Origin of the sequence: Alcanivorax sp. (assembly GCF_002733835.1) — a bacterium.
In the GTDB taxonomy this organism is placed as follows: Bacteria; Pseudomonadota; Gammaproteobacteria; order Pseudomonadales; family Alcanivoracaceae; genus Alcanivorax.
Genome location: NZ_NVWY01000047.1, coordinates 1 through 16,355 on the forward strand (window position 1 = coordinate 1; position 16,355 = coordinate 16,355).

At 57.9% G+C, this 16,355-nt stretch carries 14 protein-coding genes; 9 read left to right on the forward strand and 5 right to left on the reverse strand.

Annotated features, from left to right (window positions below):
- Positions 1-303 precede the first annotated feature (303 nt).
- A complete protein-coding gene (locus tag COA55_RS15480) occupies positions 304-1,011 on the reverse strand; it encodes a DUF4197 domain-containing protein (protein WP_231880697.1) in 708 nt (235 codons plus the stop codon).
- A gap of 231 nt (positions 1,012-1,242) precedes the next feature.
- On the opposite strand from COA55_RS15480, the gene COA55_RS15485 reads away from it, so the two are divergent.
- The 7 genes from COA55_RS15485 to COA55_RS15515 all read left to right on the forward strand — a co-directional run bounded on the left by COA55_RS15485 (position 1,243) and on the right by COA55_RS15515 (position 8,908).
- Positions 1,243-1,875: an acyltransferase gene (locus tag COA55_RS15485; protein WP_290502867.1), complete on the forward strand. Its 633-nt coding sequence runs from the start codon at positions 1,243-1,245 to the stop codon at positions 1,873-1,875.
- A 170-nt stretch (positions 1,876-2,045) separates the two neighbouring features.
- Positions 2,046-2,645 (forward strand): TetR/AcrR family transcriptional regulator, encoded by a 600-nt coding sequence (locus tag COA55_RS15490; RefSeq protein WP_063520981.1) that lies wholly within the window; start codon positions 2,046-2,048, stop codon positions 2,643-2,645.
- Between the two features lie 163 nt (positions 2,646-2,808).
- Positions 2,809-4,695, forward strand: a complete 1,887-nt coding sequence (locus tag COA55_RS15495; RefSeq protein WP_290502868.1) for an MFS transporter — start codon at positions 2,809-2,811, stop codon at positions 4,693-4,695.
- Between the two features lie 150 nt (positions 4,696-4,845).
- Entirely contained in the window at positions 4,846-5,505 is a 660-nt protein-coding gene (locus COA55_RS15500; protein ID WP_290502869.1) for a hypothetical protein, read from the forward strand.
- 3 nt (positions 5,506-5,508) lie between these two features.
- The gene (locus COA55_RS15505; RefSeq protein WP_063537841.1) at positions 5,509-6,765 is read left to right on the forward strand and encodes a hypothetical protein; all 1,257 of its coding nucleotides are present in this window, start codon (positions 5,509-5,511) and stop codon (positions 6,763-6,765) included.
- Between the two features lie 153 nt (positions 6,766-6,918).
- Positions 6,919-7,455 carry a cytochrome b/b6 domain-containing protein gene (locus COA55_RS15510; RefSeq protein ID WP_063518515.1) on the forward strand — a complete coding sequence of 179 codons (537 nt, stop codon included), beginning with the start codon at positions 6,919-6,921 and terminating at the stop codon, positions 7,453-7,455.
- Between the two features lie 100 nt (positions 7,456-7,555).
- A complete protein-coding gene (locus COA55_RS15515) occupies positions 7,556-8,908 on the forward strand; it encodes an SPFH domain-containing protein (protein WP_063518516.1) in 1,353 nt (450 codons plus the stop codon).
- Positions 8,909-8,991: 83 nt separating this feature from the next.
- On the opposite strand, the gene COA55_RS15520 is transcribed toward COA55_RS15515, so the two are convergent.
- Together COA55_RS15520 and COA55_RS15525 are read right to left on the reverse strand one after the other, a co-directional pair.
- Complete coding sequence (locus COA55_RS15520; RefSeq protein WP_290502871.1) at positions 8,992-10,272, reverse strand: RDD family protein; 1,281 nt, start codon at positions 10,270-10,272, stop codon at positions 8,992-8,994.
- Entirely contained in the window at positions 10,272-11,960 is a 1,689-nt protein-coding gene (locus tag COA55_RS15525) for a molecular chaperone HscC (protein WP_290502872.1), read from the reverse strand. The genes COA55_RS15520 and COA55_RS15525 overlap by 1 nt, the downstream gene beginning before the upstream one ends.
- Positions 11,961-12,009: 49 nt before the next feature.
- Here COA55_RS15525 and arfB point away from each other — a divergent pair, with 49 nt between their 5' ends.
- Together arfB and COA55_RS15535 are read left to right on the forward strand one after the other, a co-directional pair.
- On the forward strand, positions 12,010-12,426 hold the full coding sequence (gene arfB, locus COA55_RS15530) for an alternative ribosome rescue aminoacyl-tRNA hydrolase ArfB (RefSeq protein WP_290502873.1): 417 nt from the start codon (positions 12,010-12,012) through the stop codon (positions 12,424-12,426).
- 119 nt (positions 12,427-12,545) lie between these two features.
- The gene (locus COA55_RS15535; RefSeq protein ID WP_290502875.1) at positions 12,546-13,502 is read left to right on the forward strand and encodes an NAD(P)-dependent alcohol dehydrogenase; all 957 of its coding nucleotides are present in this window, start codon (positions 12,546-12,548) and stop codon (positions 13,500-13,502) included.
- A 19-nt stretch (positions 13,503-13,521) separates the two neighbouring features.
- Here the strand turns inward: COA55_RS15535 and COA55_RS15540 are convergent, their stop codons facing one another.
- Both COA55_RS15540 and COA55_RS15545 read right to left on the reverse strand, forming a co-directional pair.
- A complete protein-coding gene (locus COA55_RS15540) occupies positions 13,522-13,974 on the reverse strand; it encodes a hypothetical protein (protein ID WP_290502876.1) in 453 nt (150 codons plus the stop codon).
- A gap of 61 nt (positions 13,975-14,035) precedes the next feature.
- A complete protein-coding gene (locus COA55_RS15545; RefSeq protein ID WP_290502889.1) occupies positions 14,036-16,216 on the reverse strand; it encodes an OsmC domain/YcaO domain-containing protein in 2,181 nt (726 codons plus the stop codon).
- Positions 16,217-16,355 lie beyond the last annotated feature (139 nt).

Below are 16,355 nucleotides of genomic sequence, written 5' to 3' on the forward strand. Positions count from 1 at the left end.
CTTCGGGTCATCCAGGCTGGCCCGCACTCGTTGTTGCGCTTTTTCGATGGATGGACATATCTCGATCCCAGTTAGGGGACACCTTCAAAAGCGCGCCTAGATTGCGAACCAGACTGAAAGACTGAGTACGCAAGGAGTTTTTCAGAGGTTCCCTAAGGTACGAGTCACGAGGAGCGAGAAGCGAAAACCTGACTGTCCCGGCTTTCGGGTTCCGGCTTTCGGGTTTTGACTTTCGAAGCTCGCTGCTCGTAACTCGATACTGTCGTGATCGCGCTGCCAGCGACGCTCTTGCGGATCGACGAGCTACTGGTTCGAGTTTCCGAACACCGCGCCGATCAGCGCACTCCCCTGCTGCATGGGGTTCTGGCGAATCCGGGTTTCCTGTTGGCCAATGCGGGTATAGAGCTGGTCCATGCTGTTGTCGATGACGTAACTTTCCAGGTCCAGATTGGGCTTGTTAGTAAGCGGTAACTTATCGTAGGCGCCAAGCAATGTCTGATACTGGTCGTAGAATCCGGTCTTGCGCAGGTTCTCTTCCACAATCGGCTGGAAGCGCTGGCGCAGGCTGTTCTCGGTCTCCCCGCGGAAATACTGGGTCGCCGCCGTATCGCCCCCCTGAATGATCCCCAGGGCATCATCCACACTCATGGCATTGATGGCGTTCTTGAAGACCGGTGCACCGGAGGCCACCGCCTTTTCTGCGCCGCGATTCATGGCCGTTTCCAACTGATCCACGTAGCTGCCAAGGCCAAATTGACGCAACGTATCGGTCACCGGATCCGCGGCCTTGGGCAGCTTCAGGTTCATGGCCCCTTCCTGGGACAGCTGGGCGGCGGCCACATCCGTCCCCTTGATCAGGGCTTCCTTAATGCCGGCGGCCAGTTTCTCATCGGTGTTGTAACCGGCATTCTTGGCCATCTGGTTACCCATGTTGATCCAGGGCATGGCCGATTCCATGTGCTGACAGCCGGCCAGCGCCAGGCCCAGAGCAAGAGGAAGTAGTTTCTTCACGGTGTTCTCCTTGTTGTTGTCGGGCATGCTACTGCATGGGCGGGGGCGGCTAAACACTTCATTGAGTGGAAAGTTTAAAGTTCAAAGTTGAAACGCGGACAAGGCCTTATCGTCGATAAAACGATTTTCACCGCGATCAGGGTATCAGCGGTTGCGCGGGCACGGGCTTTCAGGGCCCAATAACCTGACTCGCGCTTTTCAACGTTAAACTTTCAACTCGCTCCTGCTTTTATGACCGACGACGATTACCGCGAACAACATAAGCAACGCCTTGCCTACATGCCCTGGCTGTACGGGCGATTGAAGCCAAAGCTCCGGGCCTGGGCAGAACCCTGGCAACAGGGGATCCAGCAACGGTTGATGGCGTTGGAGACGGTGCACCTGGGTGAAAATTGCTTTGTGGCGCCCCAGGCCGCTCTGTTCGCCGAGCCGGGTCGCGATATTATCGTGGGAGATGGCTGCCAGATCGCTGCTGATTGCGTCATTCACGGCCCTGTTCGGCTGGGTCAGCGGGTCAGCCTCAACCACCATGTGAACCTGGAAGGGGGCGCGGCGGGTATCGACATTGGTGATGACACACGCATTGCCGCCTATTGCACCCTCTTTGCTTTCAATCATGGCATGGATGCGGACCGGCGGGTGCGCGAGCAGCCAGTGACTTCCCGGGGGATCCGTATTGGCTGTGACGTCTGGATCGGTGCCCGTGCGGGGATCGTGGATGGCGTCACCCTGGGGGATCATGCCGTAGTGGGTATGGGCGCGGTGGTTACCCGTGACGTGCCGCCCTGGACCATCGTTGCCGGCAACCCCGCCCGTCCCATTGGCCGTCGTCCGGGCGCCCCGCCGCTGTCGGCCTCCTCCTGAACGCAGGCTGTCATGGTTGGCAACAGTCCCACTGTTGAACGGCGTTTAGATGTTGTGGTTAACTGTCCGCTGCGCTGACGCAACGGGATCACGCTCAAACCGGAAAACAGGCTCGTTACCTTTTACGTAACTGGCTCCAGAACAACGGGTAACCATTGCAGGGCATAACCATGGCACGCCGAAACCAACACAGCCGCGAAGAATTACAGGCCCTGGCCATCGACGCCGTGCGCGAACTGGTGGCGGAACAGGGGTTGGGGAAACTGAGTGTGCGCAAGGTGGCGGAAAAAATCCGTTATACGCCCGGTATGCTCTATCACGTTTTCGCCAATCTCGATGACCTTATTCTGCATGCCAACGCGGCGACCCTGGATACCCTGTTGGGCGACATGCAGGCGTCATCCAACCTGCCCCCGCCCCGGGCGCTGCATCAGATGGCCAGCGCCTACCTGTCATTGGCACGCACGCAAACCGCACTGTGGCAGATGGTGTTTATGCATCGCATGCAGAATGCGGCGCCGGTGCCCGCCTGGTACCAGCAACGCACGGCGCAGTTGTTTGAGCGGGTGGAACAGCAAATGGCCCGGTTGGCAGATGGCCAGTCTGCCGCTGCGATCCATCTGGCAGCCCGTACCCTGTGGAGCAGTGTCCATGGCATTGCGGTATTGGCGGCAGAAAACAAACTGGAAGTGGCTGGCGATGTGGATGAGCAGGCCATGCTGGATTCGTTGCTGGAACATTATTTAAATAGTTGGGCGAGGGAGAGTTGAAAGTTCAAAGTTGAAACGCTAACGATGTTCTGCATGACAGCAAATGTGGTGCCCGCGTTCATGGGGAATGGCGCGGGCTGCGCTTTCCAGAAGCTGACCATCAGGATCGCGATTCAACTTTGAACTTTGAACTCAAACCCGAACAAAAACCAAAGGCGAAAAAATGCAGAAAGGGTTGTTTTCATTACTGGCGTCGCGGCGCTTCGGGCCGTTTTTCTTTACCCAGTTTTTGGGGGCCTTCAACGACAATGTGTTTCGGCAGGCACTAATTCTGTTGATTGCCTCCGGTGTGGTCAGCACAGTCAGTGTGAACACGTTGAACAATGTGGCACTGGCTTTGTTCATTCTTCCCTTCTTTCTTTTTTCGGCGTTGGCGGGGCAGGTTGCGGACAAGTACGACAAGGCCACCCTGGTGCGCAAGATCAAAATGGTGGAAGTGTTCATCATGTCTGCCGCCGCAGTGGGCTTCTTTTTTGATGGTGTCTATTTCCTGTTGGCCGTGTTGTTCTGCATGGGCCTGCAATCCACCTTTTTCGGGCCGATCAAATATTCGATCATCCCCCAGCATCTGACCGACAAGGAGCTGGTATCCGGTAATGCGTTGGTAGAAATGGGGACTTTTCTGGCGATTCTGCTGGGCTCCATATCTGGTGTGCTGCTGAAAATGGATGGCGTGGGCGACGGGGTCGTTGCCATGACGGTGGTGGGGCTGGCGTTGCTGGGTTATCTGGCAGCGAGGGGGATTCCCGCCGCCCCGGCTGCGGATGCATCCATCAAGATCAACTGGAACCTGTGGAAAGAAACCTGGCATATCGTCGGTTATGCGCGGGAAGTGAAATCCGTGTGGATGTGCGTGCTGGCGATTTCCTGGTTCTGGTTTATGGGGGCGGCCTATACCACCCAGCTGAAAGTCTATGTGGATGATTACCTGTTTGGCACCGATGGGTTGTACGCGCTGTTGCTGGGCACCTTTTCCATAGGCATCGGGCTGGGTTCCTTCCTGTGTGAAAAACTGTCAGGCAAACGGGTTGAGCTGGGGCTGGTGCCGCTGGGCTCCATTGGCTTGAGCCTGTTCGGCATCGATCTGTTTTTCTCCTACGCCGGGCTGGCCGGTGTGGCCCAGGCAACCACGAACAGCATTGGTGTTGTCAGCTTCCTGCAGCAGCCAGGTGGGTACCGGGTCTTGCTGGATCTGCTGGGCATTGGTGTGTTTGGTGGTTTCTATATTGTGCCGCTGTTTGCGTTCATTCAGCACCGTGCCAACCCCAAGCATCTGTCGCGGATCATCGCCGCCAACAATATTCTCAATGCCCTGTTGATGGTGCTGTCGGCGGTGGCCGGCATTGTGCTGATCGGTCTGCTGGAAATGACGGTCCCGCAGTTCTTCCTGGCGCTGGCGCTGACCAATATTCTGGTGGCGGCGTATATCTACACCGTGGTGCCGGAATTCCTGATTCGCCTGCTGGTGTGGATGCTTACCCACACCATGTACCGCGTGAAGCATGAGGGAATGGAGAACATCCCGGATGAAGGCCCCTGCATGCTTGTCTGTAATCATGTGAGCTACGTGGACGCCCTGCTGTTAGCCGGTGCCATTCGTCGCCCGGTTCGCTTTGTCATGTTCAAGCCGATTTATGACATGCCGTTGCTGAATTATATTTTCCGCACCGGCAAGACCATCCCGATTGATTCGAAAACCCGGAATCCGGTCATTTACGAACAGGCCTTTGTGCGTATTCGTGAAGAGTTGGCCGCCGGGGAAGTGGTATGTATCTTCCCTGAGGGCAAGCTCACCGGTGACGGTGAGATCGATGAATTTCGTGCGGGCATTGAAAAAATTGTCAGTGACAGCCCGGTGCCGGTTATTCCCATGGCCCTGTCCGGATTGTGGGGCAGCGTGTTCAGCCATAAGGGTGGCAAGGCACTGACCCGCCTGCCCCGGCGTTTCTGGTCGCGAATCAAACTGGCTGTTGGTACGGGGGTGCCGCCCCAGTCCGTGCAAGCCGACGATCTGCGCACGCGGGTGCTGGCGTTGCGAGAACGCCCCTGAGGGCTGCATGGTTGCCGAAAGCATACGCACAGTAACTTGCAGTCGCGCGAAAAGACCGGACACTCAATAATAAAGGGCAGGCTGTTTCCTTTGCCGGTATGAAAGGAAGGCCGGGAAAGCCCACAACGACAATAACAACAGGGAACGAATGTGTCTGACTCCCCATTGTCGCCCGCATCGCTACGGGCGCGGATCCAGCAGCTGTTGCTGCAATTGCCGCCGGTACAGCGTGCAGATGCCCGTTATCACGAGGTGGAGCAGGAGCTGCTGCACGGGTTGAAGCACCGCCTTGAAGCCCTCCATGAACCCGGCGAAATGGACGGTTCGCCGGACAGTCTGCACCAGCTGCTGGATGTGTCCATGGAGCAGAGTGTGCCACAGGCCCAGGCCATGCTGGTGCAACACCAGTTGGCAAACCTGACGGCGGATGAAGCCCGCCTGCTGGCAGCGTTATCTGACGGCAGCGCTTTTCCCCTGCTGACCGTACAGAGCGGTGGGCGTTTCTCCCGCGGCGAGGTGCTGTACCGCCACTCCAATGTGGGCCGTGCGGCGGGTATTCAATGCAATGATTTTATTGCCCTGTACCTGAGCCGGCTGTTTGCCCAGGGGCTGGTGATCGCCAGCAGTTTTACCGAAGCACTGCGGACCGATTATGAACTGTGTGAAGGCGATAGCGGTTTTCGTACGGCGAAAACCGAGCTGCAAACCCACCTGCCTAAACTATCCACGCGCCGGGAAACCCTGCGGATCAGTCCGCTGGGCCGTCAATTGTGGGCGTTAATGACCACCCCTGCGGACGTTGAGGAGTAGCCCGTGATTACCGATTTGAATTTGATACTGGCTGACCTGCAAGCCAACTGGATTCTCTACCTGTCCATGCCGTTTGTGGCAGCGGCCATTGGTTATGGCACCAAGGTAGTGGCCATCAAGATGATGTTCAAACCACTGACATTCGTCGGCTGGCGCCCTTTCTTCGGGTGGCAGGGCATCGTACCGAGCAAGGCGGCCACCATGGCCAGCATCGCCTGCGATTTGATGATGGAACGGTTGCTGAAACCGGAGGACGTGTTCAACAAGCTGGACCCCCACCGGGTAGCGGAGGAAATTCGTGATCCGCTGATTCAGTCGGTGGAAGACATCACCCGGGAAGTGGCGGCGGAATACCAGCCGGGCCTGTGGGAAGCGGCACCGGAATCGGTGAAGCGGCTGATTATCCAGCGGATCCAGAACGAAGCGCCGCACATGGTCGAGCAGATCATGGAGGACATCAAAAGCAATATTACCCGGGTGTTTGACCTTAAGGATCTGGTAATCAACGCGTTGGTGCGCGACAAGGAATTGCTCAACCGGGTGTTTCTGGAAGCCGGCCATGTGGAATTCAAGTTCATCCGTAATTCCGGCATCTATTTCGGTTTTGCCATCGGCATCGTGCAGGCGGTGGTGTGGGCTTTTACCCACAACATCTGGGTGATTCCCCTGTTCGGGCTCTTCACCGGCTGGTTCACCGACTGGCTGGCGCTGAAAATGATCTTCAACCCGAAACAACCGGTGCGTTACCTGGGGTTGTTCGAATGGCAGGGCCTGTTCCTGAAACGGCGCAAACAGGTTGCTGCTCGTTACGGTGAGCTGGTTGCCAGTGAAATTGTTACCCCTGCAGCGGTGATCGAAGCCATTCTTAAAGGCCCCATGTCCGATCGTCTGTTTGGATTGGTCCAAAAGCAGGTGCAACGGACCCTGGATGAGCAATCCGGCCTGGCGAAGCCACTGGTGGTATTTGCTGTGGGCAGCACCAAATACCAGGAAATGAAACGGTCGGTATCGGAAAAGGTAATGCAGCACCTGCCGGAAACCCTCAGCCATATGGAAGCGTATGCAGAAGAAGCCATGGACCTGAAAAATCTGATGGTGGAAAAAATGCAGGAGCTTACCGAGGAAGAATTCGAAGGCTTGCTCCGTCCGGCTTTCCAGCAAGATGAATGGATCCTGATTACCGTGGGGGCGCTGTTGGGCTTTTTGGTCGGCGAACTCCAGGTTCATGTGATGATCCATTTTGCCGTCCCCGTTGGCTGACCGGTAGCACGCAGGCCGGCTTGGCCGGCCTGCGATTGTGTTTTCAGAACTGCGATTCCCTTGCATATTTTCTGCACATTTTCTTGTCATTCTTGGTGAGCAATAATCAGCAAAGCCGCCAGGCAGCCCCGCTCCACCTAACAGGAGAATGTCATGTCGAAGGACGATACCCCGGCCCGCTACGGTAGCATCAGCCGGTTTCTGCACTGGAGCATGGCATTACTATTAGCCTGGCAGTTTCTCTCAGCGTTGGCGCATTATGGTTTCGAGGACACCGCCTTCGAATCGTTTTTCTGGCCAACCCACAAACCGTTAGGGTTGATCTTGATCGTGCTGGCGCTGATCCGGTTGGGGTGGGCGATGGTGAATCTTAGTCGGCGCCCGCCTTCCATCAACCTGGCGGCGAAATTGGGGCATGTCGGCCTGTATGGATTATTGCTGTTGATTCCCGCCCTTGCCCTGCTGCGTCAATACGGCTCAGGCCGTGCATTTGAGCCGTTCGGGCTACCACTGATGTCGGGTTTCGACGGCGACAAGATCGCTTGGATGGTGGAACCGGGTAACCTGCTCCACGGTGTGCTGGGTTGGGTGCTGCTGGCCATGATCGTTGGCCATATCGGTATGGCCCTGCTGCACCGCAAGCAAACCGGGCAGGTAAACGTGCTGCCGCGCATGTGGGGCAAAGACTGAATCGGTACCCTGTGCCGATTCCAAATGTAAGACATTGACCACTATCGTTATGGAAATCGCGCCGTAAAATATGCCCTTCTAAAAATGAGACTGGGGCATCATGATTACGGAAAAATTGAAGGGGGCAATGCCGCTGGGGCGCGTTGCGGTTGGGGTTATCAGCATTCTGGCGCTGCTTATTGTTGCCAACAAATCCATTTTCTATGCGGAACCGGGCTACGTGTATCACGTGCGCACCATCACCGGTCAGGAAAAGGTGGTGTCGGATGTGGGCTATCAGTTCTTCCTTTTTGGTCGCTGGAATTCCTGGAAGCGCGCACTGACCGTGCAAGCCGTGCGCGGTGGCAGTGAAACCCTGGATTATGTGGAGGTGGAGAACTCGGAAACTTCTGCAGCCTTGCCGCCGCAGAACATCATGTTCCTGGATCAGGTGGACGCCAACGCCCAGGCCACGGTGCGCTTTACCATTCCCACCGACCCGGACAGTTTCCTGCATTTGGCCCATGAATACCGGACACCGGAAAACCTGTTGCGCACGGCGTTGATCCCCGCGTTCAAGGAAACCCTGCAAGCCAATGCGTCATTGATGAGCGCCGAGGAGTATTACTCCGGCGGGCGTACCGAATTCAATACCGAGTTTGAAAACCAGATGATCAATGGCATCTACATTGTGCGTCGTGAAGAAATCAGCCAGAAGCGCGTGGGTGAGATCAAAGGCAGTGCCAATGTGGCCATGGGCACCGAGCAACAAGACTACGGCGACGATGCCAAGGTGATATTTGTGGTACGCAAGATGCTTGACGATACCGGCGTGCCCCGGCGGAAGTCCCAGCGTTTTATTGATTACGGTGTCACCGTAGTGGAAGCCCGGGTGACCCAGATGGATCCCAACCAGCGCTTCGTGGAACGCATGCAACTCAAGCAAAAAGCCTCTGCAGACCGGGCCATTGCCCGCGAGCAACGGGTGCAGGAAGAAGAGCAGCGGCTGCTGGCGATCGCCCGTGGTGAGCGGGAAGTGGCTGAGCGCCAGGCGGAAGCCAAGGTAGACCAGATTCAGCGCACCACGGAAGCGGAAACCGAAAAGCAGCTGGCGATTACCAAGGCACAAAAGCTGAAAGAGCAGGCAGAAATTGAAAAGCAGACCGCAGAAATCAATCTGGAAAAAGCCCGGGTAGAAGCGGAAACCCGTCGCACCCTGGCTGATGCGGAAGCTTACCAGAAGCGGGAAATTCTGCGTGCGGATAACGCCCTGGCCCAGAAGCTGGATGCCGAAATTCAGATTCAGAAAATCTGGGCGGAAGCCTTTGCCCAGCGCAAGGTGCCGCAGTATGTGTTCGGTGGTGGCAGCAACGGCACGCCCACTGGAGCGGATACGGAAACCAAGGCGTTTATGCAGATGTTGACGCTGGATGCGGCCAAACGATTGAGCTATGAACGGGACCTGACCAAGTAGGCCCGGCTTGCCGGGTTAGCGCCTTGCTAACCCGGCGCCCTTCTTGTTGTCTTTCCTTGCCGGGCGTGGAGCTTTCCCCTGCCCTATTCCGACTTGCGATACTGAATCACATAGCTGCGGCTGATGCGGTCGTGCAGCAGATGTCCCTTCATAAAGGCATTCACAATAAAAATCACCTTCCACAAAATACCGGTCAGGCAAAATACAATGATGCGCCCGGCATTGTGTAATGGATGCAGTCGCTGTAACCGCCGATTGGTAACACGCATGCCCAGCAATCGTTTCCCCGGTGTGGATTGCAGTGGGCTGGATTCCATGATCAGCGCCATCAACAAATAGAGAGGTACGGCCAGTATTATGGCGAGTGGTGCGCCGCTTTCGTCACTGCTGCTGCCGAAACGGTGCAGTGCCTCGGCCGCAAAAATCGCGCCGACCACCACCAGAAACATGTCCATGGCAAAGGCCAGCATGCGCAGCAAATAACCGCCCATGATCACTTCCTCCGGCGCCACTGGTGGGGGTTTCTTCTTCTGTGCGAACACTCCCTGGCCACCGCGAACGGCCTTGATGGCGTCCTGGTTCAGCGGGGTATCGTCGAGGATACGAAAGAGTGAATCGCAGGTGTCTTCACCAAAATCCTCATTCAGCCAGCGCCGCTGCCCTTCCCAGTTGAACAGCCCGTTCAGGTAACGGACCACCGGGTACGACAGCGACGGCTGACCGGATTGCTGCTGTTCGGTCAACACGGCAAACAGGGCATGGCCGAGCCGGCGGTTAAAAGCGTCGTCCAGTATCAGTGGTGTGCGGGTAAGAAAATGCCAGCAATCAGCTTGTTGCGCCCCCTCCGGTTGCTGCAGAAGCTCGCGGGCTTGCGCCAGCAGTGCTGCCAGCGTTTGATCCTGCTCATGGGTATCGACGACGGGCCCGCCAAGGGTATCCAGAGTGGCGGGTTCGTCGTCAATGGGAGGCGGTGGCGTGGGCGTGAGTTGTACCGACCAGCTGGCCTGCGTCAGGGTTTCATCCGGTTCCGGGTCAGTGACAAAGCTATCGTGGCTGGGCGGCGGCGTATGGGCTGGGCCCGGCACCAGTTCCGGTTCGGGCTCCGGTTCCGGCCTGGTTTCCACCGGTTCCCGGGGTGCGAACGAGCCCGGTTCGCTGTGCCAGCCTTCCAGGGCCGCCGTCGGGGCGTCTTGCGACGATTGTTGCTCGGCCCAGGCCAGTGCCTGCTTGTAAGCCTGGTGTAGTTGCTGGAAGCCCTGGGGGTTTTCGTCCGGCCGGGTCTGCTTGAGTTGTTTGGCGTAGGCGCGCTTGATTGCCCGCGCGTCGGCGGTAGGTTCAATCTGCAGGCTATCCCAGGGCGGCATCAGAACCAGTCCTCGCTCTCCAGGCTATCCAGCGCTTCTTTCACCTGTTTCTGTATTCGTGCAATATCTGCGGGGTTCTGATCGTCGAGGACTTTTTCAAACCGCTTCATGACGTCGGCGATGTACTCACGGCGATCGCCCAGGCTGGATTCATACAGGCGCTCGGCACGGGCGATCAATGCGCGGTTGTCTTCGCCATCGCGGGGGTGAAATTTCAGCGCCGCGAGTTTTTCCCGGGCGGCCTGTTTTTGCTCGTCACTCAGGGCGCCCGGGGCGTGTTCGATCAGGTGGCTGTGGACCTGGCCGGTGGATTCCACCGTCACGTCCACTTCCAGTAAACCGTTCATGTCGTAACTGTAGCGAATATCCACCGCTTGCTCGCCTCGCGGGCCTTTGGGCACCCGCACATTCAATTCGCCAAGAAAGACATTCTTTTCCACGTAGCGGCTTTCGCCCTGGTAGACCTTGATGGTCAGTTCGGTCTGGTCGTCGTAGGCAGTGCATACCTGCCGGGCAATGCTCACGGGAACCACGCAATTACGCTCGATGATGGGCATGAAATAGTCGCCCAGTTTGCTGTTGTCGCGATTGATCACCCCGGTGCCCAGGGTGTAGGGGCACACATCGGTCAGCACAACATCGTCCAGAGCTTCGTTACGCATCATCAGGCCGGCCTGGATTGCCGCGCCCATGGCCACCACGGTATCCGGGTCCAGGTGGCAGGACGGCAGGCGGCCGAACATCTTGCCCACGGTGGAACGGAAAATGGCCAGCCGGGTGGAGCCGCCCACCAGCACCACATCGTCGATCTTGCTTGGGTGGGTGCTGGAATCGCGCAGCGCCCGCTCGATGGGGTGCTTGGCGCGCAACAGCAGCGGCGTGCTGACCCGGGTAAACCAGTCGCTGGTGACCACGTGCTCCACGGTCTTGTCGCCCAGCTCCAGGGACAGGGTCTGGTCGGCCGGGCCCAGTTTGCGCTTGGCACCTTCCATCTGCAGGTAAAGCTGTTGCAGCAGGTTGGGCTTCAGGTCATCGCGACGCAGCGAATGCTCGCGTAAAACGTCGTCGACCATGGCATCGACAAAGTCTTCGCCGCCGAGAAAGTTGTCCCCGGCGCTGGCGTGAACTTCCATGATGCCGTCAAAAAATTCCAGCAGTGATACATCAAAGGTGCCGCCGCCCAGGTCCAGGATCAGGAACAGGCCTTCCTGCTTTTCGTGCAGGCCATAGGCAATGGCGGCGGCGGTAGGTTCGTTGATCAACCGCTCCACTTTCAGGCCCGCCAGTTCGGCGGCCTGCTTGGTGGCGTGGCGCTGGTTATCGTTGAAGTAGGCCGGCACACTGATGACCGCCTCGGTGACAGCCTCGCCCAGGTAGGCTTCGGCGTCCTCCTTCAATGAGCGCAATACCAGCGATGACAATTCCGTGGCACTGAATGCCTGGCGGCCCAGCTTGATCTTGTGGTCGGTTCCCATCAATCGTTTAAAGGCGGCCACGGTCTGATCACTGTGGTTGATCAGGCGTTGGCGGGCGGTACGCCCCACGATCAGCTCACCCTGGGTGTCCAGCCCGACCACCGACGGGGTCAACACATCCCCCAGCCGGTTCGGTATCAGTTTGACCCCCTCGTCCGTCCAGATGCCGCAGGCACTGTTGGTGGTCCCCAGGTCGATACCGATAATGGTCATGCGCGTTCCTTGTTGTTAGGCTGACAATCCCGTTGCAGCAGCCGTGGTTATGCTTCAAGTCAGCCGTAATTTACAGATTCCCGACAACGAGATCGACCTGCAGGCGATCCGCGCCCAGGGCAGTGGTGGCCAGAATGTGAACAAGGTCGCTTCGGCCATCCATTTGCGGTTCGACATCCGCGCCTCGTCCCTGCCCGACCGCTATAAGGAAAAGTTGCTGGCACTGAGTGACCAGCGGATTACTACCGACGGCGTTGTCGTGATCAAGGCGCAACAGTTCCGCACCCAGGAAATGAACAAGGAAAATGCCCTGGCCCGGCTGGCGCAGCTGATAAAAAGCGTGACCGTGGAACAAAAACCCCGCAAGGCCACCCGCCCGACCCTGGGCAGCAAGCGCCGACGCCTGGACAGCAAGACCAAACGCGGCAGGACCAAGTCCCTGCGCGGCAAGGTGGATCCCGGCTGAGGTGCTTGCACTGGCCTTCGCATTGACACAAATACTCCCTCGCCTTGTCGTTATCTGACCATCCGCTTTGTTGCCCGCTTTGTTAAGCTGAGCGTCAAATGCATATCACGGAGTTTGTCATGAAAGCCATCGCTACCTCCGGCTGGGGCCTGCACCCTGGCCTGGCCCTGATCGAAACAGAGGCGCCCGATCGGTTAAAACCGGATGATGTGTTGGTGGCGGTGCATGCCGCGTCGGTAAACCCCAAAGACTGGAAACTGAATTACAACCTGGCCATGGCCGCCAGTCCGGTGATGGTGAAACGCTTGCCGCCCCTGTTCGGGGACGACCTGGCGGGGGTGGTGGTCGACCGGGGGCGTAACGTGCGTGATTTTGATATTGGCGATGCGGTGTATGGCATGGATATGCGTTTGCGCACAGCCTCACTGGCAGAGCAGGCGCGGATCAGCCAGCGCCGCATCGCCAAAAAACCGGAGAACCTGTCTTTCACGCAAGCGGCGGCCATGCCGCTGGCGGCGCTAACGGCGTTGCAGGGGCTGCGCAAAGGCAAAGGTGAGGCGGGCAAGACGGTGCTGATTATTGGTGCCTCAGGGGGGGTGGGCACCTTCGCCGTACAGATCGCCAAAAATATGGGGTTGCATGTCACCGGGGTCTGCAGTGGTCGCAATGTGGATTTTGTTCGTGAGCTGGGGGCAGATGCCATTATCGACTATACCCAGGGTGATTACCGCAAAACGGCTGGCCCGTTTGATTTGGTGTTTGACGTCACCTCTTACGAAACCCCGCTCACCTGTTCTGCCCTGTTGGGCAAGAAGGGCTATTTTATTTCCACTGGCGGCCAGGGTGCCTCCATGTTTGCCACGCCGCTTTATCGACTGTTGGGTAAAAAATCCGGCACCGTGGTGGTGGAATCGTACCGACGTGATCTGGAAACGCTGACCGCCATGGTTGAGGCCGGTACCCTGACGCCAATCATCGACAGCGTCTTTACGCTGGCAGAAAGCGAAGCGGCCTACAATCGCAACCGCTCGGGTCGTTGCCGGGGGAAAGTGGTGATTGATGTAGCGAATGACTAGGGCAATACCGCTTGAAAAATTATGACCCGGTGGTGTCCGTCAACCGCACGGCAACACCGGTTATGCCATCGCCTCCCTGTGAACCCCAAAGGCTGACCCACTGATTCTTTTCCAGAATCACCGCTCCCCGCGCACTGTTATGTCCCCGTGGGGTGGTGAAGTCCCCAACGTATTGAAACCGGAACGCCTCAGGCGCCCCGGCTTCCGGTTGCAGGGCGTAGCCGAGAAAGAGGGTTTCAGTGGAAATGAAGCCTTTATCCTGTGCTTCTACAGCAACACTCAGCGCGTCAGCCTGATCCATAAAACCCGGTAGTGGATCTGGTGAGCGCCCATCCGGGCTTATCACCGCGCACTCACAATAGCGTACCTCCATCCGTAATGGTTTGGCGGACAGATACGTCTCCAGTGACGTTGCGTCGGCCTGGACAACGCCGGGCATCAGCAAGAACAACGCCAGCCGAAACATTGCCATGATGGTCGCCTCCCTGTTTATTCTTTGCCGGGTTTACCCAGCGCTGCTGCGCGGTTTGCGTTCAGGCCTTGGCCGCCCGCGCCGCATGCAGCTTCTTGTAACTTTCGATCAGGCGTTGATGTTTCTCCAGCCCGCCCAGCTGCATGTTGGTGGGCGTCAGGCCCGGGAAGCGTATGCTGCCATCAACGGATCCAATGACGGTTTCCAGCGTGTCCTCGCCATACATGCGCCCCAGGTTTACCCGGTAGTGATCCAGCTCCAGTTCGTCATCCAGGGTGATTTCCAATACCGCATTGACCGCCCGGTAGAACAGGCCCCGTTCCACGGTGTTGTCGTTGTACTGAATAAACATTTCCACCAGCTCCAGGGCGTCGTCATGACGCTGGAGCGCCAGGTAAATCATCAGTTTCAATTCGAGAATGGTGAGCTGGCCCCACACGGTGTTCTCGTCGAACTCGATACCGATCAGGGTGATGATATCGGTGTAGTTATCGATCTGGCTTTCTTCCAGCCGTTCCACCAGTTGCCCCAGCTGCTCATCGCTGAGGCGGTGCAGGTTGAGAATATCCTCGCGATAATCCAGCGCCATATTGGTGTTGTCCCAGATCAAGTCTTCCACCGGATACACCTCGGAAAAATCGGGGGCCAGAATACGGCAGACCGGTGCGCCCAGTTCTTCATACACGGCCACGTAGGCTTCCTTCTCCAGGTCTTTCAATATGCCGAACAGGCGGGCGGTTTCTTCTTCGGTGGTGCCGGAAAAATCCCACTCGCAGAAGTCCTCGTCGGCCTGGGCACTGAAGAAACGCCAGCTCACTACCCCGGTGGAGTCGATGAAATGCTCGACGAAATTATTGGGCTCGCAGACTTCCTGACTATTGAAGGTGGGCGGCGGCACATCGTTCAGGCCTTCGAAGCTGCGCCCTTGCAGCAGTTCGGTGAGGCTGCGCTCCAGGGCCACTTCGAAGCTGGGGTGGGCGCCGAAGGAGGCGAATACGCCGCCGGTGCGCGGGTTCATCAGTGTCACGCACATGACCGGAAATTGCCCGCCCAGGGACGCATCTTTCACCAGCACGGGGAAGCCCTGCTCTTCCAGTGCGGCGATGCCTTCGACAATGCCGGGGTACTTGGCCAGCACGTCCTGGGGCACATCCGGCAGGGCAATCTCTTCTTCAATGATGTGTTTCTTGACGGCCCGCTCAAAAATTTCCGACAGGCATTGCACCTGGGCTTCGGCCAGGGTGTTGCCCGCACTCATGCCGTTACTGAGGAACAGGTTCTCGATGAGGTTGGAGGGGAAGTACACCGTCTCGCCGTCGGATTGGCGAACGAACGGTAGCGAGCAGATGCCCCGGTCGGCCCGGCCGGAATTGGTATCGATCAGGTTGGAGCCGCCCAGTTCGCCTTCCGGGTTGTAGATGCCCAGGCAGTAGTCATCCAGGATCCCTTGCGGCAGTGCGTCGTTGGGGCCGGGTTTGAACCACTTTTCGTTGGGGTAATGGACGAAGTCGCTGTTGGCGATGTCTTCCCCGAAGAACTGGTCGTTATAGAAGAAGTTGCAGTTGAGGCGCTCGATAAACTCGCCCAGTGCGGAACACAGGGCGGCTTCCTTGGTGGCGCCCTTGCCGTTGGTGAAACACATGGGCGAGGCCGCATCGCGAATATGCAGCGACCACACATGGGGCACGATATTGCGCCAGGAGGCGATCTCGATCTTCATGCCCAGCTCGGCGAGGATCGCGGTCATGTTGGCGATGGTCTGCTCCAGCGGCAAGTCCTTGCCTTCGATAAAGGTGCGGCGGGCCTCGTCCGGTTCCACCATCAGCAGGGCCTGGGCATCTTCGGTGAGGTTGTCCACCTGTTCGATCTGGAAGTCCGGCCCGGTCTGGATCACCTTCTTCACCGTGCAGCGGTCAATAGAGCGCAGGATCCCCTGGCGGTCCTTGTCGGAGATATCCTCCGGCAGCTCCACCTGAATCTTGAAGATCTGGTTATAGCGGTCTTCCGGGTCAACGATATTGTTCTGCGACAGGCGAATATTGTCGGTGGGGATATCCCGCGCCTTGCAGTACACCTTCACGAAATAGGCCGCGCACATGGCCGACGATGCCAGGAAATAGTCAAACGGGCTCGGCGCCGAGCCATCGCCCTTGTAGCGGATGGGCTGGTCGGTGATGACGGTGAAGTCGTCGAACTTGGCTTCCAGGCGAAGGTTGTCGAGGAAGTTGACGTTGATTTCCATGGCAGAGCTACCGGTCGGGGGAATGGCTGAGGCGGCCATTATCCAGTTTTTAGGGCCCGGCGTCTTGGCGGCTGGGCCGTTGAGCGTCGCAGGCACAACATGGTGGCGCCTGTGCGGCGTTATGCCACATGTTGGCGCC